At 68.3% G+C, this 18656-nt stretch carries 20 protein-coding genes; 2 read left to right on the top strand and 18 right to left on the bottom strand.

The window, feature by feature from the left end; translation table 11 throughout:
• Nucleotides 1–70 precede the first annotated feature (70 nt).
• On the bottom strand, nt 71–436 hold the full coding sequence (gene erpA / locus MRBLWH10_RS05255) for an iron-sulfur cluster insertion protein ErpA (protein ID WP_105676429.1): 366 nt from the start codon (nt 434–436) through the stop codon (nt 71–73).
• A gap of 75 nt (nt 437–511) precedes the next feature.
• A complete protein-coding gene (locus MRBLWH10_RS05250) occupies nt 512–1915 on the bottom strand; it encodes a dipeptidase (RefSeq protein ID WP_341941897.1) in 1404 nt (467 codons plus the stop codon).
• A gap of 46 nt (nt 1916–1961) precedes the next feature.
• On the opposite strand from MRBLWH10_RS05250, the gene MRBLWH10_RS05245 reads away from it, so the two are divergent.
• A complete protein-coding gene (locus MRBLWH10_RS05245; protein ID WP_105676433.1) occupies nt 1962–2531 on the top strand; it encodes a DUF3043 domain-containing protein in 570 nt (189 codons plus the stop codon).
• A gap of 9 nt (nt 2532–2540) precedes the next feature.
• On the opposite strand, the gene MRBLWH10_RS05240 is transcribed toward MRBLWH10_RS05245, so the two are convergent.
• The 9 genes from MRBLWH10_RS05240 to MRBLWH10_RS05200 form a co-directional block, all read right to left on the bottom strand.
• Nucleotides 2541–3578, bottom strand: a complete 1038-nt coding sequence (locus tag MRBLWH10_RS05240; RefSeq protein ID WP_341941896.1) for a quinone-dependent dihydroorotate dehydrogenase — start codon at nt 3576–3578, stop codon at nt 2541–2543.
• Nucleotides 3579–3607: 29 nt separating this feature from the next.
• Entirely contained in the window at nt 3608–4060 is a 453-nt protein-coding gene (gene nrdR / locus MRBLWH10_RS05235; RefSeq protein ID WP_105676437.1) for a transcriptional regulator NrdR, read from the bottom strand.
• 9 nt (nt 4061–4069) lie between these two features.
• Nucleotides 4070–5374 carry a histidinol dehydrogenase gene (gene hisD, locus MRBLWH10_RS05230; RefSeq protein ID WP_341941895.1) on the bottom strand — a complete coding sequence of 435 codons (1305 nt, stop codon included), beginning with the start codon at nt 5372–5374 and terminating at the stop codon, nt 4070–4072.
• 2 nt (nt 5375–5376) lie between these two features.
• Nucleotides 5377–6645, bottom strand: coding sequence for a hypothetical protein (locus MRBLWH10_RS05225; RefSeq protein WP_341941894.1), 1269 nt, complete (start codon nt 6643–6645; stop codon nt 5377–5379).
• Nucleotides 6646–6712: 67 nt separating this feature from the next.
• Nucleotides 6713–10231, bottom strand: a complete 3519-nt coding sequence (dnaE, locus tag MRBLWH10_RS05220) for a DNA polymerase III subunit alpha (protein WP_341941893.1) — start codon at nt 10229–10231, stop codon at nt 6713–6715.
• Between the two features lie 178 nt (nt 10232–10409).
• The gene (locus tag MRBLWH10_RS05215; RefSeq protein WP_341941892.1) at nt 10410–10982 is read right to left on the bottom strand and encodes a GNAT family N-acetyltransferase; all 573 of its coding nucleotides are present in this window, start codon (nt 10980–10982) and stop codon (nt 10410–10412) included.
• 34 nt (nt 10983–11016) lie between these two features.
• Nucleotides 11017–11739, bottom strand: a complete 723-nt coding sequence (locus MRBLWH10_RS05210) for a hypothetical protein (RefSeq protein WP_341941891.1) — start codon at nt 11737–11739, stop codon at nt 11017–11019.
• A complete protein-coding gene (locus MRBLWH10_RS05205) occupies nt 11736–12185 on the bottom strand; it encodes a DUF6114 domain-containing protein (protein ID WP_341941890.1) in 450 nt (149 codons plus the stop codon). Before MRBLWH10_RS05205 ends, MRBLWH10_RS05210 begins: the two co-directional genes overlap by 4 nt.
• Nucleotides 12176–12793 (bottom strand): DUF6230 family protein, encoded by a 618-nt coding sequence (locus MRBLWH10_RS05200; RefSeq protein WP_105676452.1) that lies wholly within the window; start codon nt 12791–12793, stop codon nt 12176–12178. The genes MRBLWH10_RS05205 and MRBLWH10_RS05200 overlap by 10 nt, the downstream gene beginning before the upstream one ends.
• 98 nt (nt 12794–12891) lie before the next feature.
• Here MRBLWH10_RS05200 and MRBLWH10_RS05195 point away from each other — a divergent pair, with 98 nt between their 5' ends.
• Nucleotides 12892–13491 carry a TetR/AcrR family transcriptional regulator gene (locus tag MRBLWH10_RS05195; protein ID WP_341941889.1) on the top strand — a complete coding sequence of 200 codons (600 nt, stop codon included), beginning with the start codon at nt 12892–12894 and terminating at the stop codon, nt 13489–13491.
• On the opposite strand, the gene MRBLWH10_RS05190 is transcribed toward MRBLWH10_RS05195, so the two are convergent.
• From MRBLWH10_RS05190 to ftsZ, 7 genes are all read right to left on the bottom strand, one after another.
• Nucleotides 13488–14417 carry an RluA family pseudouridine synthase gene (locus MRBLWH10_RS05190; RefSeq protein WP_341941888.1) on the bottom strand — a complete coding sequence of 310 codons (930 nt, stop codon included), beginning with the start codon at nt 14415–14417 and terminating at the stop codon, nt 13488–13490. The two genes, MRBLWH10_RS05195 and MRBLWH10_RS05190, sit on opposite strands and share 4 nt — an antisense overlap.
• 2 nt (nt 14418–14419) lie before the next feature.
• Nucleotides 14420–15010, bottom strand: a complete 591-nt coding sequence (gene lspA, locus MRBLWH10_RS05185) for a signal peptidase II (protein ID WP_341942566.1) — start codon at nt 15008–15010, stop codon at nt 14420–14422.
• 51 nt (nt 15011–15061) lie between these two features.
• Nucleotides 15062–15664, bottom strand: coding sequence for a DivIVA domain-containing protein (locus tag MRBLWH10_RS05180; protein ID WP_105676458.1), 603 nt, complete (start codon nt 15662–15664; stop codon nt 15062–15064).
• 153 nt (nt 15665–15817) lie between these two features.
• Entirely contained in the window at nt 15818–16114 is a 297-nt protein-coding gene (locus tag MRBLWH10_RS05175) for a YggT family protein (RefSeq protein WP_341941887.1), read from the bottom strand.
• A gap of 3 nt (nt 16115–16117) precedes the next feature.
• Nucleotides 16118–16591, bottom strand: coding sequence for a cell division protein SepF (gene sepF, locus MRBLWH10_RS05170; RefSeq protein WP_105676460.1), 474 nt, complete (start codon nt 16589–16591; stop codon nt 16118–16120).
• 43 nt (nt 16592–16634) lie between these two features.
• The gene (locus MRBLWH10_RS05165; protein WP_341941886.1) at nt 16635–17318 is read right to left on the bottom strand and encodes a YggS family pyridoxal phosphate-dependent enzyme; all 684 of its coding nucleotides are present in this window, start codon (nt 17316–17318) and stop codon (nt 16635–16637) included.
• Nucleotides 17315–18457 carry a cell division protein FtsZ gene (gene ftsZ, locus MRBLWH10_RS05160; RefSeq protein WP_341941885.1) on the bottom strand — a complete coding sequence of 381 codons (1143 nt, stop codon included), beginning with the start codon at nt 18455–18457 and terminating at the stop codon, nt 17315–17317. Before ftsZ ends, MRBLWH10_RS05165 begins: the two co-directional genes overlap by 4 nt.
• Nucleotides 18458–18656 lie beyond the last annotated feature (199 nt).

Genomic DNA, 18656 nt, shown 5'->3' with positions numbered 1-18656 from the left:
CACACCCAAGTCTAGGGCAACCTCACACCTGATTCATGCCAACCACGCAGGTTGACCGAGGCCCATCGGGTCAGTGGAAGCTGTCGCCGCAGGCGCAGCTGCCCGCCGCGTTGGGGTTGTCGATCGTGAAGCCCTGCTCCGAGATCGTGTCCTTGAAGTCGATCGACGCGCCGTCCAGGTAGGGCACGCTCATGTTGTCGATGATGACCTCGACGCCGTCGAAGTCGACGGTCTCGTCGCCCTCGAGATAGCGCTCGTCGAAGTAGAGCTGGTAGATCAGGCCCGAGCATCCGCCCGGCTGGACGGCGACGCGCAGACGCAGGTCGTCGCGGCCCTCCTGCTCGAGAAGGTTCTTCACCTTGGTCGCCGCGGCGTCGGTGAGGCTCACGCCGTGTGCGCGGGTGGTGTCTGCTGCTGTCAGGGTGGTGTCGCTCATGTCGCTCCTTGTGACGGGCGCCGCTCGCACGGCAGGTGCTTCGATTTTACCCTCCGGCGTGTCCGGAGGGGCGGTTCAGAGGGTGATCTCGTTCATCCGCGACAGCATCAGCGCTTCGGTGGCGACCGCGTGGCGGAACGTGTCGAGGTGCAGGGACTCGTTGGGGCTGTGCGCGCGGGAGTGCGGGTCCTCAACCCCGGTGACCAGGATCTGCGCGGCGGGGAACTCCCGGACGAGATCGGCGATGAACGGGATCGAGCCTCCGACGCCGAGGTCGACGGCCGGAACACCGTAGCCGTCGCGCATCGCGTCGCGGGTGAGCGAGACGGCCCAGCCGCTGGTGTCGACGAGGAATCCGTTGCCGAGATCGACGTCGGAGAAGGTCAGCTCTGCGCCGTACGGGGCGTGCGCCCGGAGGTGCTCCTCGAGCGCGCGGTAGGCCTCCTCGCCCGTCTGCCCGGGAGCCACGCGGGCGCTGATCACGACGGTGACCTCGGGGAGAAGGGTGTTGGATGCCGCGGCGACACTCGTCGCATCGATGCCGATCACCGTGACGGACGGCTTGTTCCAGATCCGGCTGAGGATGGTGCCTTCGCCGATCGGCGAGGTGCCGGGCAGGAGTCCTGCCTCATCGCGCAGCGTCGCCTCGGTGTACTCGGGCGTGTCGGCATCCCTGGAGGTCATCCCGGCGACGGCGACGGAGCCGTCCTCGTTCCAGAGCGTCGCGAGCAGGCGGACGGTCGCCATCATCGCGTCGGGCACCGCTCCCCCGAACATCCCGGAGTGCGATGCGTGGTCGAGCGTGCGGACGCGCATCGTGAAGCGGGCGTTGCCCCGGAGCGAGACCGTCAGTCCAGGGGTGACCGAGTCCCAGTTGCCCGAGTCCGCGACGACGATCGCGTCGGCCCGCAGAGCCTCCTTGTTGTCGGAGAGGAACTGCGCGAAGGAGCGGGAGCCGTACTCCTCCTCCCCCTCGATGAACATCGCGATGCCGAGCTCGAGGTCGTCTCCGAGCACCTCGGCGACCGCGCGGATCGATGCGATGTGCGCCATGATCCCGGCCTTGTCGTCCGCGGCGCCGCGACCGTAGAGCCGTCCGTCGCGGACGGTCGGCTCGAAAGGCGGGGTCTCCCACAGCGCGTCGTCCCCCGGAGGCTGCACGTCGTGGTGGGCGTAGAGCAGAATCGTCGGCTTGCCGCCGCGCGCCGCGCGCGTCGCGAGGACCGCGGGCTGCCCGTGCTCGTCCGTTCCCGGGATCGCCGCTCGAAGCACCCGCACCTCGTCGAAGACTCCGGTCGCCGTCGCCAGCGCCGCGACGGCGTCCGCGCTGCGCTCGAGCTGGGACTGGTCGAACGCCGGCCACGCCATCCCGGGGATGCGCACCAGGTGCCCGAGATCGCTGAGAGCCGCCGGGATGCCGGTGGCCACCGCGTCGAGGATCGTCGAGTCATTATCACGGGGAGGAACGGGAGAGGTCATGCGAGTAATCTTAAGGTGATCCACCGCAAGCGAACCGAGGAACCTCGTGCCCAACAACCCCGCCTCCCCTTCGACGAACGACGACGCCCCCGAGACGCCTGCCGTCGGCAAGGGACGCGCGACGCCGACCCGCGCGGAGCAGGAGGCGGCTCGACGCCGTCCCCTCGTCGCGAACACCAAGGAAGCCAGGGCCGCTGCCCGTGCCGACCTCAACGAGCGCCGCAACCGCGCTCAGGCCGGGCTGGCCGCCGGCGAGGAGAAGTACCTCCCCGCTCGCGACAAGGGCCCTCAGCGCCGCTGGGTGCGCGACTACGTGGACGCCGGCTGGCACCCCGCCGAGTTCGTGATGGGCATCATGGTGCTGGTCATCGTCGCCTCGCTCATCCCCGTCACCGCCATCGCCTACTGGGCGTACCTCGTCATGATGGGGTACATCGTGCTCGCGATCGGCGGGATGGTCCTGCTCGGCATCCGCGTGAAGAGCAAGGCCGCGGCGAAGTTCGGCAAGGACCGCCTCGAGCGCGGTCTCGGCTGGTACGCCGCGATGCGATCGCTGCAGATGCGCTTCATGCGCCTGCCGAAGCCGCAGGTCAAGCGCGGCGACTACCCCGCCTGACTCGCCGGCTCAGCGTGCTCGACGCCGAAGTGCGATGAGCCCGCGGTTGATCTCGCGACCCCAGAAGGGCCCTCGGTAGAGGAACGCCGTGTAACCCTGAACCAGAGTCGCCCCGGCATCCAGACGCTCCTGCACGTCAGAGGGGGTCTCCACTCCCCCGACCGCGATCACGCAGAAGTCCTCGGGAACGGCATCGCGCACGAGCCGCAGCACCTGCAGCGACCGCTCCTTCAGCGGTGCTCCGGAGAGCCCACCCGCGCCGGCCGCCTCGACCACGGCGGCATCCGTCAGCAGTCCTTCACGGGAGATCGTCGTGTTGTGCGCGATGATCCCCGCGAGACCCTCGTCCACCGTGAGCTGCGCGATCGCCGTGATCTCGTCGTCGGGGAGGTCGGGGGCGATCTTCACCAGGAGAGGTGTGCTGCCTGATGCCGCTTTCACCGCGCGGAGCAGCGGCGCGAGGGTCTCGACCGCCTGAAGTCCGCGCAGGCCGGGGGTGTTCGGCGACGAGACGTTCACCGCGAGGTAGTCGGCGAGGGGGGCGAGACGCGTAGCCGATGCGACGTAGTCGGCGGTGGCGTTCTCCACCTCGACGACGCGGCTCTTGCCGATGTTCACGCCGATCACCGTGTCGGGCGCGCCGCGACGCAGCGTCGCGAGTCGGCGAGCGGCGGCATCCGCTCCCTCGTTGTTGAATCCCATGCGGTTGATGACCGCGCGGTCGGCGATCAGACGGAACAGCCGCGGCTTCGGGTTGCCGTCCTGTGGGATCGCCGTGAGGGTTCCGACTTCGACGTGTCCGAAGCCGAGCGCTGCCAGGCCGCGCACTCCCACCGCGTTCTTGTCGAAGCCTGCGGCGATCCCGAACGGCGAGGGGAAGGTCAGACCCAGCGCCTCGACCGAGAGCGACGGATCGGGCCGGGTGACCGCACGGGTCGCCCAGGAGAAGGGCGGTACGCCGAGCACGCGGATCACCGCCATGCCTGCGTGGTGGGCGAACTCGGGATCGAAGCGCGAGAGGACAGCGCGGAAGAGCAGCGGATACATCACTGCCAGATTACCGCGCGGCGCCGTGCCTACTCGGCGTGATCGGCCCGGAGGTCGCTGATCGCGCTCTCGAAGTCCTCGAGAGAGTCGAACGCCTGGTAGACGCTCGCGAAGCGCAGATAGGCGACTTCGTCCAGATCACGGAGCGGACCGAGGATCGCCAGTCCGATCTCGTTCGCGTCGAGCTGGGACACCCCCGTCTGACGCACGGCCTCCTCGACGCGCTGCGCGAGGATCGCCAGGTCGGCTTCGGTCACGGGACGCCCCTGACACGCCTTGCGGACGCCGAGGATCACCTTGTCGCGGCTGAACGGCTCCATCACCCCCGAACGCTTGATCACGTTCAGGCTCGCCGTCTCGGTGGTCGTGAAGCGGCCGCCGCACTCGGGGCACTGACGACGACGACGGATGGAGAGTCCGTCATCGCTCGTGCGGGAGTCGATCACGCGCGAGTCTGGGTGACGGCAGAAGGGGCAATGCACCTGAAGATCCTACGCCGTGAACCTGGCCTCGATCGCCTCACCGTGCGCGGGGAGCACTTCGGTGTTCGCGAGCGCGACGACACCCTCCCGCACCGCGCGGAGCGCATCGCGATCGTAGGAGATCACCTGCTGCGGCCGAAGGAAGGTGTACGACCCGAGTCCAGGGGCGTAGCGCGCCTGCCCACCGGTCGGCAGGACGTGGTTGCTCCCGGCCATGTAGTCACCGAGGCTCACGGGGGTCTGGTCGCCGACGAAGACGGCGCCGGCGCTGGTGAAGGCGGATGCCGCGTCCTCCGCATCCTGCAGGTGCAGCTCCAGGTGCTCCGGCGCATAGGCGTTGCTGAATGCGGTCGCCATGGCGCGGTCGTCGACGAGAACGATCGCCGACTGAGGGCCGTCCAGGGCCGCGGACACGCGCGCCGAGTGGCGCGTCCTGGCCGCGTGCTCCGCGACCTCCACCGCGACGCGCTCCGCGAGCTCGAGAGAGTCGGTGACGAACACGGCGGAGGCCTGCTCGTCGTGCTCCGCCTGGCTGACCAGATCGGCGGCGATCAGACGCGGATCTGCGGGCGCATCCGCCACGACGAGGATCTCGGTCGCTCCGGCCTCGGAGTCGGTTCCCACCACTCCCGCGACGGCGCGCTTGGCCGATGCGACGTAGTTGTTGCCGGGACCCGAGACCACGTCCACGGGATCCAGGCCGATCCCCTGCACGCCGTGCGCGAAGGCGCCGATGGCGCCGGCACCGCCCATCGCGTACACCTCGGTCACGCCGAGGAGACCGGCGGCGGCGAGGATCGTGGGGTGGATGCGGCCGCCCTGATCCTCCTGCGGAGGAGAGGCGAGTGCGATCTGCTCGACGCCGGCGACCTGCGCCGGGACCACGTTCATGATCACGCTGGACGGATAGACGGCCTTGCCGCCGGGGATGTAGACGCCGACGCGCTGCACCGGCTGCCAGCGCTGCGTGATGCGCGCACCGGGGCCGATCTCGGTGATCTGCGTCTGCGGCACCTGTGCGGCCGAAGCGATCCGCACGCGACGGATCGCCTCCTCCAGCGCGGCGCGGACGTCTGCCGAGAGCACCTCGAGCGCCTCGGCGATGTGCGCGGCGGGGACGCGGATGTCGTGTCCGCTCACGCGGTCGAAGCGATCAGCCTGCTCGCGCAGCGCCTCCTCACCACGGTCGCGGACGTCGTCGACGATGCGTGCCGCCGTGTCCAGTGCCTCTGCCCGCGCCTGCGTGGCGCGAGGGACGGCGGCGAGCATGTCAGCCGGCGAGAGCTCGCGCCCCCGCAGATCGATCGTGCGCAATGTCAGCCCTTCGTGATGTCGGAGATGTCGTGCAGATAGCCGATGCGGCCGTCGTCATGTCGCACGACGAATGCGCCGCCGCGGTCTTCGATCACCAGCGCCCACGCGGTCGGGCCGATCGTGAAGATCGCGTCACCGCGCTCGTCGTGCACATCGCGCTCGCTCGGGGCGAGGACCCAGAACGGCTGCTGCGGCTCGACGGCGGCCTCCCGAGAACTGTCGCCCGAGGACTCGCGGGGGTTCGTCGCCTCGACGTCCACGTCGGATGCCTCGGCATCCGCGTCACGCCCCGACCGTCGCGACGGCACCGGCTGGACGGCGATCGGCTCGACCGCGTCGGTGTCGGGGGTCACGAGCGCGACGATGCTGTCGGTGTCCGAGACGATCTCCTCGCCTCGCGACCGACGGGAGTAGACCGGGGTGTACTCCTCGTCTGCGGTCGCCTGCTCCGTGCCGGTTCCCCCGCCCGAGGCGTGGGCCGCCAGCGGCACCTGTGCGGCCAGGTCGACACGGGCGATCTCGTCGGTCGCGTGCTGGCCGGAGAGCTCGACGTCGAGCTCGGCAGCGGGCGAGTAGGCGACGGTGACGGATTCCGACGGCGCGGGCTCGGCCTCAGCAGCCGCAGCGGGCTCCACGCCTGCCTCGGCGTCATCGACCGGAGCCGGCTCGGGGGCGACGACCGGTTCCGGTCGGGGGCGCGGGATGACGGGCCGGACGGGGTTGGCGTTGCGGTGCGCGAGCGTGACCAGCCGACCGTGGAAGTCGTCCTTCAGGCCGGGGATGATCGGCGCGAAGACGGTCAGCGCGACGAGTGCGAGGGAGAGGATGAGCTGCGCCCACGGCACCCAGACGACGGCGTCGAGTCCGGTCGCGATCACGGTCGCGAGGTACTCCCACAGCATCTGCACCCACCACACCGCGGCGACGGAGAAGGCCACGGAGGCGAACTGGTCGATCCCGAGGGATCCGACCCGGCGGATGCCATCGGGCGAGAAGCGTCGGAGGACGATGAGGAACACCGCGGCCGTGGGGACGCCGATGGGGAGGATCCAGGCCACCCCCTGCGCCCACAGCGCCGGCGACCATCCCAGAGGGAAGAACGACAGCACGAACGTCACCAGCCACACGCCCACGATGAGCAGCTCGCGCAGGGTGAATCCGAGGATGCCGTACTCCGGCGTCACGTCGTCGTCGTACAGCACGCCGTCGTCGACGAATCCGCTGTCGGTGTCGAGGGTGTCGGATTCGGGAGTCTCCGGCAGATCGGTCATGGTGTTCCTTTCGTCACGGCGCGCGGCGAGGGGACCCGCGAGCCTAACGCGTCCCGATATTACCCGCTCACCCTAGACAGGAAGGTCCGAGCAGAGATTTGAGGTCACCGAAGAGGTCAGCCGACACCTTGACCGGCATCGGGACGTCGAACACCTTGGCGGTCCCCCCGCGGTGGACGCGGAGCACGACCTCCGTCTCACCGTTGTGCCTGCGCAGCACCTCGGCGAGCTCGTTCATGACCCGCTCGGTCGCACGCTGTTCCGCGAGCACCAGGGCGAGTGGTCCGGCGGCGTCGAAGGAGCCGATGTCCGGGGCGAACGCCGACTGCGCATGGAGGTTCAGACCGTCGTCGCGTCGCGACACGCGCCCCCGAACCGCGAGGATCGAGTCCTGCTGCAGGATGTGCTGGAACTCGGTGTAGGTCTTTCCCATGAACATCACGGTGACCTCGCCGTTGAAGTCCTCGACCGTGATCATGCCGTACGGATTGCCGCTGGCCTTGGCGACGCGGTGCTGGACGCTGGTGACCAGTCCTGCGACCGTGACCTGGTCTCCGTCCTGCATGTCCTCGGAGTTGTTGAGGTCGTGGATCGAGATCGAGGCATGCTTGGCGAGCGGCACCTCGAGTCCGGCGAGGGGATGGTCGGAGACGTACAGACCGAGCATCTCGCGCTCGAACGCGAGCTTGTCCTTCTTGATCCACTCCGGACGATCGGGGACCTTCGCCGGCGGCGCCTCCTCCATCTCGTCGTAGAGGCTGTCGAAGTCGAATCCGATGGCGCCCTGTGCCTCGTTGCGTTTGCGGTCCACCGCGGCCTCGACGGCGTCTTCGTGGATCTCCATGAGCGCTCGTCGGGAGTCGCCCATCGAGTCGAAGGCTCCTGCCTTGATCAGGGACTCGACCGTGCGCTTGTTCGCGACGTGCAGGGGCACCTTGTCGAGGAAGTGGTGGAACGACGTGAACCGCTCGTCCTTGCGCGACTGGACGATGCCGTCGACGACGTTGCTGCCGACGTTGCGGACGGCGCCGAGCCCGAAGCGGATGTCGTCGCCGACGGCGGCGAAGAAGTTGATCGACTCCGAGACGTCGGGCGGGAGGACCTTGATGCCCATGCGACGGCACTCGTTGAGGTAGAGGGCCATCTTGTCCTTGGAGTCGCCGACGCTCGTGAGGAGCGCCGCCATGTACTCGGCGGGATAGTGCGCCTTGAGGTAGGCGGTCCAGTACGACACGACACCGTAGGCGGCCGAGTGCGCTTTGTTGAAGGCGTAGTCGGAGAACGGGAGCAGGATCTCCCACAGCGCGTTGACCGCGGCATCCGAATAGCCGTTGGCGTGCATGCCCGCTTGGAAGCCCTCGAACTGCTTGTCCAGCTCGGACTTCTTCTTCTTGCCCATCGCGCGGCGGAGGATGTCTGCCTGACCGAGAGAGAAGCCCGCCACGCGCTGTGCGATGGCCATGACCTGCTCCTGGTAGATGATCAGACCATAGGACTCCTCCAGGATGTCTGCGAGAGACTCCGTGAACTCCGGGTGGATCGGCGTGATCGGCTGCTGGCCGTTCTTGCGCAGCGCGTAGTTCGTGTGCGAGTTCGCACCCATGGGTCCCGGTCGGTAGAGCGCGATGAGCGCCGAGATGTCTTCGAAGCTGTCGGGCTTCATGAGGCGCATCAGCGCGCGCATGGGCCCGCCGTCGAGCTGGAACACGCCCAGCGAGTCGCCCCTGGCCAGCAGGTCGTATGCGCCCTGATCGTCGAGGGCGAGGTGCTCGAGGTCGAGCTCCTCCCCACGGTTCATCCGGATGTTGTCGAGCGCGTCCGAGATGATCGTGAGGTTGCGCAGACCGAGGAAGTCCATCTTGATGAGGCCGAGGGTCTCGCACGACGGGTAGTCGAACTGCGTGACGATCTGGCCGTCCTGCTCGCGGCGCATGATCGGGATGATGTCGAGCAGCGGCTCGGACGACATGATCACACCGGCCGCGTGCACGCCCCACTGGCGCTTCAGGCCTTCGAGACCGAGGGCGCGGTCGAAGACGGTCTTCGCCTCGGGGTCGGTCTCGATGAGCGCGCGGAACTCGCTGGCCTCCTTGTAACGGGGGTGAGCCGAGTCGAACATGCCGTCGAGCGGCATGTCCTTGCCCATGACGGGCGGCGGCATCGCCTTCGTCAGCCGCTCCCCCATGCTGAACGGGAACCCGAGGACGCGTCCGGCATCCTTGAGCGCCTGCTTGGACTTGATCGTCCCGTATGTCACGATCTGCGCGACGCGCTCAGACCCGTACTTCGCCGTGACGTAGTCGATGACCTCGCCACGACGACGGTCGTCGAAGTCGACGTCGAAGTCGGGCATGGAGACGCGATCGGGATTGAGGAAGCGCTCGAAGATGAGGCCGTGCTCGAGAGGGTCGAGGTCGGTGATCCTCATCGCGTAGGCGACCATCGATCCGGCACCGGAGCCACGCCCGGGTCCGACGCGGATGCCGTTGTCCTTCGCCCAGTTGATGAAGTCCGCGACGACGAGGAAGTAGCCGGGGAATCCCATCTGCAGGATGATGTCGGTCTCGTACTCGGCCTGCTTGCGCACCTTGTCGGGGATGCCGCCGGGGTAGCGGTACTGGAGGCCGTTCTCGACCTCCTTGATGAGCCAGCTGTCTTCGGTCTCGCCGTCGGGCACGGGGAAGCGCGGCATGAAGTTGGCCGAGGTGTTGAACTCGACCTCGCAGCGCTCGGCGATCAGCAGTGTGTTGTCGCAGGCCTCCGGGTGATCCCGGAACAACTGGCGCATCTCGGCGGCGGTCTTGATGTAGTAGCCGTCGCCGTCGAACTTGAAGCGGTTCGGGTCGTCGAGAGTGGAGCCGGACTGCACGCAGAGCAGGGCCGCATGCGCGTCTGCCTCGTGCTGGTGCGTGTAGTGAGAGTCGTTCGTGGCGACGAGAGGGATGCCGAGGTCTTTCGAGAGCCGCAGCAGGTCGGTCATGACCCTGCGCTCGATCGAGAGGCCGTGATCCATGATCTCGGCGAAGTAGTTCTCCTTGCCGAAGATGTCCTGGAATTCGGCCGCCGCCGCGCGAGCCGCGTCGTACTGCCCCAGGCGAAGGCGCGTCTGCACCTCGCCGGACGGGCATCCGGTCGTCGCGATGAGCCCCTTGCCGTAGGTCTGCAGCAGCTCGCGGTCCATGCGGGGCTTGAAGTAGTAGCCCTCCATGCTCGAGCGCGAGCTCAGCCGGAACAGGTTGTGCATGCCCTGGGTGCTCTGGCTCCACAGCGTCATGTGGGTGTAGGCGCCGGAGCCGGAGACGTCGTCGCTCTTCTGGTCGGGGGACCCCCACTGCACACGGGACTTGTCGCTGCGGTGCGTGCCGGGGGTCACGTAGGCTTCGAGGCCGATGATCGGCTTGACGCCCGCGGCCTGCGCCGCGCGGTAGAACTCGAACGCCGCGAAGGTGTTGCCGTGGTCGGTCACGGCGATGGCCGGCATGCCGTAGTCGGCGGCCGCCTGGGTCATCGCACCGATCTTCGCAGCGCCGTCCAGCATCGAGTATTCGCTGTGGACATGCAGGTGCACGAAGGAGTCGGATGCCATGCTTCGAGTCTACGGCGGAGCCCCGACACCGGAGGCCGGGGCGGGGGCTCCGATGGAGGTATGCGGCGCCGGGGGCGCATCGTCCGCGAGGCAGGGCCCGCCGGGTTCACCGACCGATCGTCGGATGATCGCTCCCCTGTGCGTCCTGGGAGATCGCGGGATCGGCTTCACGAATCGCTCATCTCAGGTCGAGTCTCATCAGCACCCGAGGGAAGCCGTCGAGCACGGAGCCGGTCTCGGCGGCCTTCGTGAAACCCGCCTGTTCGAAGAGGCTCCTCGTGCCGACGTAGGCCATCGTCAGGTTCACCTTCTCGCCGCCGTTGTCGACCGGATACCCCTCGACGGCAGGGGCGCCTCTCTCGCGTGCGTAGGCGATCGCGCCCTGGATCAGGGCGTACGAGACACCCTGCTTGCGGAATCCTGGTCGCACACGGAAGCACCACAGCGACCACACGTCGAGATCGTCGACGTGCGGGATGAGCCGGTTGGTCGCGAAGCTCGTGTCCCGCCGCGGGTGGAGCGCGGCCCACCCCACCGGCTCCCCGTCGAGATAGGCGATGACCCCGGGCGGCGGATCCTGGTGGCACAGCTCGCGCACCCGTTCTGCGCGCTCGGGGCCGCGAAGGGAGACGTTCTCCTTGTTCCCGATCCGGTAGCTCAGGCAGAAGCACACGTTGGACGTCGGCTTCTTGGGGCCGACGAGCAGCGCCACATCGTCGAACTCGGTAGCCGGACGCACCTCGATGCTCATGCGCCCAGTCTCGCGCACGCCTCCGACATGCCTGCTATCTCGCCGCGACGATGCGCTGGTCGGTGTTCGAGTAGGTGATCCGATCGGCGATGCTGCCCACGAGGCCCATGCTGACGTTCAGCAGCCCCGGTTCGACGTCGGTGAGCGGCGGCGGCGTGTCGGTGCCGAGCGTCAGCGGGGCGCCGCCCATCGACGAAGCGGTCACCGACCCGATGTAGACGGTGACGTCGCCCTGCAGGGACATGGTGTCGGCCGTCGTGACCAGGCCCGGCCCGTCCGGTGGCCGCACGGTGAGGGAGAAGCCCTCGATCGTGATGGAGTCGGCGGTGATCTTCAGCGCGCGAACGCTGCCTCCGCCGACCGTCGGCACGCTGACGATCGATATCCCCTTCAACCCCGTGAACGAGAGGGAGCTCGACCCCATCGACGCGGGCGTGCCCGTGAACACCGGCGCGCCCTCGTCGATCGGCGCAGGCACGGGCTCGGACGGCTCCGGTGTCGCTGACGGATCGACGGGCGCCGCCGGGTCGACGGAGGTCGTCGGAACCGCGGGCGCCTCCGGGGCGGCAGGGGGCGCCGGATCCGTCGGGGACGGCGCCGAGGGTGTCGGGCTCGGCGAGGGCGACGGGCAGTAGATCAGGGGGATGCAGAAGCCGGCGTCGCGGTACTGCGGCGCCGCCGCGGCGCCGAGGATCGACGGCATCACGACCAGGGACGCCACCAGCAGAGCGGCGAGGCTCGGGCGGCGGGAGGTCACGACGTCGTCACCTCGTCCGCTCCGTCCGGCGCCGCCGCGGGTGTCGCCTTCGGTCCCATCCAGGCCACGACGAGGATCCCGCCGACCGTGGAGAGCAGCATGCCGATCAGGAATCCGCCGAGGTTCACCCCGATCAGCGAATAGATCGCGACGGCGAGGGCGATGACGCCGTAGAAGATGTGATGCGTCGGCATCGCGATGGCGAGGATGCCGAGCAGCAGCAGGAGCACAGGGATGATCGTGGCCTGCATGCCCTCGATGCCCATCTGCACGTGCAGGTGCCCGATGTCCAGCTGCCCGGAGAAGAACATCTCCACGCCGCCGAGCGCGACGAGCACCCCGCCGATGAAGGGGCGCCGCCTGCGCCAGGATCGGAATCCCCCGGGCTCGGCAGGAACCATTGCGGCTTCCTCATCGATCACGGCATCCGCTCCGTTCAGAAGCATCCCTGCGAACCGTCCGTGAGCTCGAGCGTCATGCCGGTCAGCGTGAACACGGACGCCTGGGTGCTCCATGCCGTCTGCTGCAGGTTCTTGATCGAGACCGTGTCGGAGTCCTGGGCGAAGTCGCCGGCGCTGCCCTTGGCCTCGGTGTTGACCGTGGAGGCGTCGACGCCGATCCTGATCTTGCCGAAGGAGGCATCGCCCTTGAGTCCGGTCATTCCGATCTGCAGATCGCTCGCGGTCGCCGGGTTGCCGCCGCCACCCGCTTTGATGAGCACTCCGACCGTGCCGAGGGGCGTCTCCGTGATGACGGACTGGCAGAGATCGCTCAGCGTCGCGCTCTTGATGTTCGCGATCGCGACCGTGTGCTCGACGCCCTCGGAGTCGGTGGCCACTCCCGCGTACTGCGAGAAGCCGGTGCCCTCGAGCTGGCTGGCGCCGATCTGGAACTGGCTGCCCGAGACGGCGAACGACACGGGAACGGCGCCCTGCGCCACTCCCCCGAGCAGGGATGCCGCGACGATGCCGACGGGGACGGCGACGAGCGTGATCCGGCCGGCGTGAGATGCCGTGGCTTTCGACAGCGCCTGAGAGAGCTTCGGGAACTTCATCGATCCTCCTCCTTCGAACGGACGACGGCGTCCACGCGATATCTCGATACTAAGCATAATTGACCAGGAGTCAATACCATTCTGGCTAGGCTTCTCGCATGTCCTCCGAGCAGCGATCTCGCCTCAGCCCCGATCAGCGCCGCGCGCAGCTCATCGCCATCGGAGTGGGCTTTCTCGCCGAGCACCCGCTGGAGGAGCTGACTATCGAGGAGCTCGCCGCCCGCGCGGGAGTGTCCAAGGCACTGATCTTCCACTACTTCGACAGCAGGCAGGGCGTGGAACGCGCGATCGTGACCACTGCGCGCGACAGCCTCCTCCTGGCCAGCGAGCCCCGCCCTGACCTGCCGCCGCGCGAGCGCATCCACGACACGCTCCTGCGCATCGCCGGATTCGTCCGCGAGCACAGCGGGACCTTCTCCTCGCTCGTCCGGGGCGTGGCCAGCGGCGACTCCGCCGTGCGCGCGATCGTCGACGAGTCGCGCGAGCTGAACGCCCTGCGCCTCCTCGAGGCCTTCACCGAGCTCGACATACCCGACTCCGCAGCTCTCCGGGTGGCGCTGCGCGCGTGGGTGTCGTTCACCGAGGAGACCCTGCTCGAGCTCATCGTCGATCGCCGCGCCGATGACGACGCGGTCGTCGAGTTCCTGGAGCAGACATTGGACGGCGTCGTGGACGCCGCAGGGAGAGCCCGCTTCTAGACGCCGGCTTCGCCGCGCAGCACAGCGAGCGCGTGCCGGAAGTCCTCCGGGTACGGCGACTCGAACTGCACCCACTCCCCCGTCGCGGGATGGGTGAACCCCAGCTGGTGGGCGTGCAGCCACTGACGGGTGAGTCCCAGCCGCGCGGAGAGAGTCGGATCGGCGCCGTAGAGCGGGTCGCCCACGCACGGATGCCGCAGAGCGGCCATGTGCACGCGGATCTGGTGCGTGCGCCCCGTCTCGAGATGGATCTCGAGCAGAGAGGCGCCGGGGAACGCCTCGAGGGTCTCGTAGTGGGTCACCGACGGCTTGCCGTCCGGCGTGACGGCGAACTTCCACGAATGGTTCGGATGCCGTCCGATCGGGGCGTCGATCGTCCCGACCAGCGGGTCGGGGTGCCCCTGCACGACCGCGTGGTAGATCTTCTCGACCGTGCGCTCCTTGAAGGCCCGCTTCAGGGCGGTGTACGCGGATTCCGTCTTCGCGACGACCATGAGGCCGCTGGTGCCGACGTCGAGCCGATGGACGACGCCCTGACGCTCGGGGGCGCCCGTCGTCGCCACGCGGAAGCCGGCCGCGGCCAGTGCGCCGACGACGGTCGGTCCCTCCCAGCCCAGAGAAGGGTGCGCCGCGACGCCGGTGGGCTTGTCGACGACGACGATGTCATCGTCGTCGTACACGATGCCGAGTTCAGGAACGGCGATCGGCACGATCCGCGGCTCCTCCTTCGGCTGCCACTCGACGTCCAGCCAGCCGCCGCCACGAAGGCGGTCGGACTTGTCGAGAAGCGCGCCGTCGAGCCGCACACCGCCCGCGGCCGCGACGTCGGCGGCGAAGGTGCGGGAGAACCCCAGCATCTTCGCGAGAGCCGCATCGACGCGTACGCCGTCGAGCCCGTCCGGGACCGGGAGGGACCGCGATTCCACGGTCAGCGACTCTCGGAGGGCGCGTCGTCGCTGGTCTCGCCGTCGACGCGATCCTGGCCCGCCGCACGACTCTCGGCGATCGCGACCGCCTCGGCCTCCTCGTCGGTCTCGACGACGACGTGATCCCGCTCACGCGTGCCGTCGAAGCGCAGTCCGAACACGACCAGCAGGGCGACGGAGATCATGCCGGTGACGATGAAGATGTCCGCGACGTTGAAGATCGCCGGGAGCATCCACGGCATGGAGATCATGTCGACGACGTGCCCAACGCCGAAGCCGGGCTCGCGGAACAGGCGATCGGTGAGGTTTCCGAGCACGCCGCCGAGCAGCGCGCCGAGCACGACGGCCCACAGGCGCGAACGCAGGCCGAAGGCCTTCCAGACGATCACGCCGGCGACCACGGTGAGCGCGATCGTGAAGATCCATGTGACCTCGGAGCCGAGCGAGAACGCGGCGCCGGAGTTGCGGATGTAGAAGAGCTGCAGGAAGTCACCCAGGACCGGAACGGCCTCCTCTTTGGGGAGGTTCTCGATGGTGAGGTGCTTCACAAACTGATCGGCGGCCAGCACGACCGCTGCGAGAATCGCAACGATCGCACCGGCCGCCGACCGACGAAGGGGACGGCGTCCTGACAAGAGGGCGCCTTACAGACCGATCGCGGAGACCGGCGTGGAGTCCGTCGACGCCGACTTCTCGTCGAGGTCGCGGAGCTGGCCCTCGATGTAGCCGCGCAGCTGCGAACGGTAGTCGCGCTCGAAGTTGCGGAGCTCGGTGATGCGGGCCTCGAGCGTGTTGCGCTCGCGCTCGAGACGAGCGGTCTCTTCGCGCTGCTTTGCCTCAGCCTCGGTGCGGATGCGGTTGACCTCATTCTCGGCGTCGGCGATGAGCTGGTTGCGCTTCGCCTCACCCTCGGCGACGTGCTCGTCGTGCAGACGCTGCGCGAGCTCGATGATGCCGGCAGTGGCCGTGGCGGAGCCGGACGGAGCGGGCTCGGCGGCGACCGGAGCGGGCACCTCGGCGACGGGAGCGGGGGCGGGAGCCTCGGCGACAGGTGCGGCCTCTGCGGGCGCTGCGCCGGACTCGTAGGCCGCGAGCTTCGCCTTCAGCTCGGTGTTCTCCTCGATGGCCTTGCGCCACTCGATGACGATCTCGTCGAGGAAGTCGTCCACCTCGTCCGGGTCGAAGCCGTCCTTGAAGCGGACGTGCTGGAACTGCTTGGTGACGACGTCATCCGGGGTGAGTGCCATGGTGGCTCCTTCGATGATTTCGGTTGCCAGTTGTGAATGGCGCGGTCGTGATGTGGCGCGAACCCGGGGCGCGCACCTGGGAGCCAAGCATAGTCCTCGCTCCTGTCAGCCGCGACGCCGCAACACCAGGGCGCGACGAAAGTCGGGAATCTCTCAGATGAAGATCCGCACGATGTTCATGAGGATCAGCACGACGAGGATCGTCAGCGAGAAGCCGAAGTCCAAGGAGATCGAGCCGATGCGCAGCGGCGGGATGAACCGCCGGAAGAACCGGATCGGCGGATCCGTGAGCGTGTAGGCGAACTCGGCGGCGACGAGGCCGGCGCCCTTGGGACGCCACTCCCTGTTGAACATCGGGATGTAGTCGAGGATCAGGCGCGCGAAGAGCACCAGAAGGTACAGCAGCAAAGCCAGGTGGACGATGCCGGCGACGACGGAGACCAGCTCCACGGGCTACGACTGATCGAAGCCCGCAGACTCGGCGTCTGCGTGCGCGATTCCCCCGTGACCGGAGATCGCGATGTTCTCCGGAGACAGCAGGAACACCTTCGAGGTGACCCGCTCGATACGGCCGTAGAGGCCGAGCGAGAGCCCGCTGGCGAAGTCGATGAGACGCCGCGCGTCGGCATCGCTCATCTGCGAGAGGTTGATGATGACCGGCACACCCTCGCGGAAGCTCTCAGCGATGAGCTGAGCGTCGCGGTACTGCTTCGGGTGCACGGTGAGGATCTCGTTCACTGCCCCTCCTGCGGGCTGACGCACGGCGACCGGGCGGCGCAGCGGCGTGATGGGAGCCGGGGTCGGCTCTTCGCTCGCGCGCTCGCGCTCTCGGTGGGAGCGGGCCGGTGCCTGCGTCTCTTCTTCGTAGACCTCTTCCTCGTCGGCGAGGCCGAGATACACCATGGTCTTCTTCAGCGGGTTACCCATTGTGTCCTCCGGTTCGAACGATTCGGGTTGGTCTTGTGACAGGTTAACCCCGGTCTGGCCGGGGTCCGGTGATTGCGGAGCCGATCCGCAGGTGTGTCGCGCCCGCCTGTATCGCCTCGACGAAGTCGCCGGTCATGCCGGCGGAGATCCAGGTGGCGGATGGGTCGAGTGCGCGGATGCCATCGGCGACGTCGCGCAGACGTGCGAAGGCGGATGCCGGTTCCTCGTCGAGCGGTGCGACCGCCATGACCCCGCGCAGACGCAGGGAGGGGAGGGTCATCACGTGTTCGGCAAGAGCGGCAGCGGCGTCGGGAGCGACGCCTCCGCGTCCGACGTCGTCGGTGAGGTTCACCTGCACCAGGACATCGAGCACACTGTCATCCTCGGCCGCTCGGTGCAGCGCATCCGCCAGCCGATCGCGATCGATGGAGTGCACGACCTGAGCACTGCGCCGGATCGCCGACGCCTTGTTGGTCTGCGCCTGCCCGATGAAGTGCCAGCGCAGGTCGTCCAGTTCGGACAGCTCCGCGCTCTTCGCGCTGAGCTCCTGCTGCCGGTTCTCCCCCACCTCGCGAACGCCGAGGCCGTGGAGTTCCCGAACGAGGGATGCCGGGTGGAACTTCGTGACGACGATGCGGGTGATCTCGTCCGCGTCCCTTCCGGCCAGGCGCGCGGCGTCGGCGATCTGCTCGTCGATCGCCGACAGCCGCGCTCCCAGGTCGGTCACTTCAGGAATTCGGGGATGTCGATGTCGTCGTCGACGATGGCGGGGTCGATGCTCGTCGTGGTGAAGCGCTGCACCGGCTCGGCGTCGACCTTCTCGGACGATGCGCTCTCGGGCTCCTCGGTGAGGGCGACCTCCGGCAGCGTCGTCGTCGCCGGGCGGGACACGACCATCGGGTCGAGGCGCAGCGACGGCTCTCCGCCGTCGAAGCCCGCCGCGATCACGGTCACGCGCACCTCGTCGCCGAGGGTGTCGTCGATGACCGTTCCGAAGATGATGTTCGCCTCGGGGTGAGCGGCTTCCTTGACGAGGTCAGCCGCGTCGTGGATCTCGAAGATGCCGAGGTTCGAACCGCCCTGGATCGAGAGGAGCACACCGTGCGCGCCCTCGATCGACGCTTCGAGCAGCGGCGACTCGACCGCGAGCTCGGCGGCCTTGATCGCACGATCGGCGCCGCGGGCGGAGCCGATGCCCATGAGCGCGGAGCCCGCGCCCTGCATGACCGACTTCACGTCGGCGAAGTCGAGGTTGATCAGACCGGGAGTCGTGATGAGGTCCGTGATGCCCTGCACACCGGCGAGGAGCACCTGGTCTGCCGTCGCGAAGGCCTCGATCATCGAGATGCCGCGGTCGCTGATCTCCAGCAGTCGGTCGTTCGGGACGACGATGAGGGTGTCGACCTCTTCCTTGAGCTTCGCGACGCCGGCCTCGGCCTGGCTCTGCCGACGACGCCCCTCGAAGGAGAACGGCTTGGTCACGACACCGATGGTCAGTGCGCCGATCGACTTGGCGATGCGCGCGACGACGGGTGCGCCGCCGGTGCCGGTTCCGCCGCCCTCGCCCGCGGTGACGAAGACCATGTCGGCGCCGGTGAGCGCCTGCTCGATCTCCTCCGCGTGGTCCTCCGCCGCACGTCGACCCACCTCGGGGTCGGCGCCGGCGCCGAGGCCGCGCGTGAGCTCGCGGCCCACGTCGAGCTTGACGTCGGCGTCGCTCATGAGCAGCGCCTGGGCGTCGGTGTTGACTGCGATGAACTCGACACCGCGCAGGCCGAGATCGATCATGCGGTTCACGGCGTTGACGCCGCCACCGCCGACGCCGACGACCTTGATCACGGCGAGGTAGTTCTGGTTCTGGCTCATGGCCGGCCTCCGAAGTATTCGAGCCTGGATTTCTGACGAATACCGAGGGTTGAACCTTAAACCTCAACTAGAGGTGTAAAGTATTTCCCGGTATTGGTTTCTCTTGTTCGAAGGTAAGCGCCGCATACGCGCGCGCCCGCAGCGACACGGGCGTGTCGTCTGTTTGGCGTGCCGATTCGCCGATCACGCGACCGCGGCG

Source organism: Microbacterium sp. LWH10-1.2 (assembly GCF_038397765.1).
GTDB lineage: Bacteria > Actinomycetota > Actinomycetes > Actinomycetales > Microbacteriaceae > Microbacterium > Microbacterium natoriense.
Note: the sequence above shows the minus strand (reverse complement) of the source record. Positions and strands in the feature narration are given on the sequence as shown.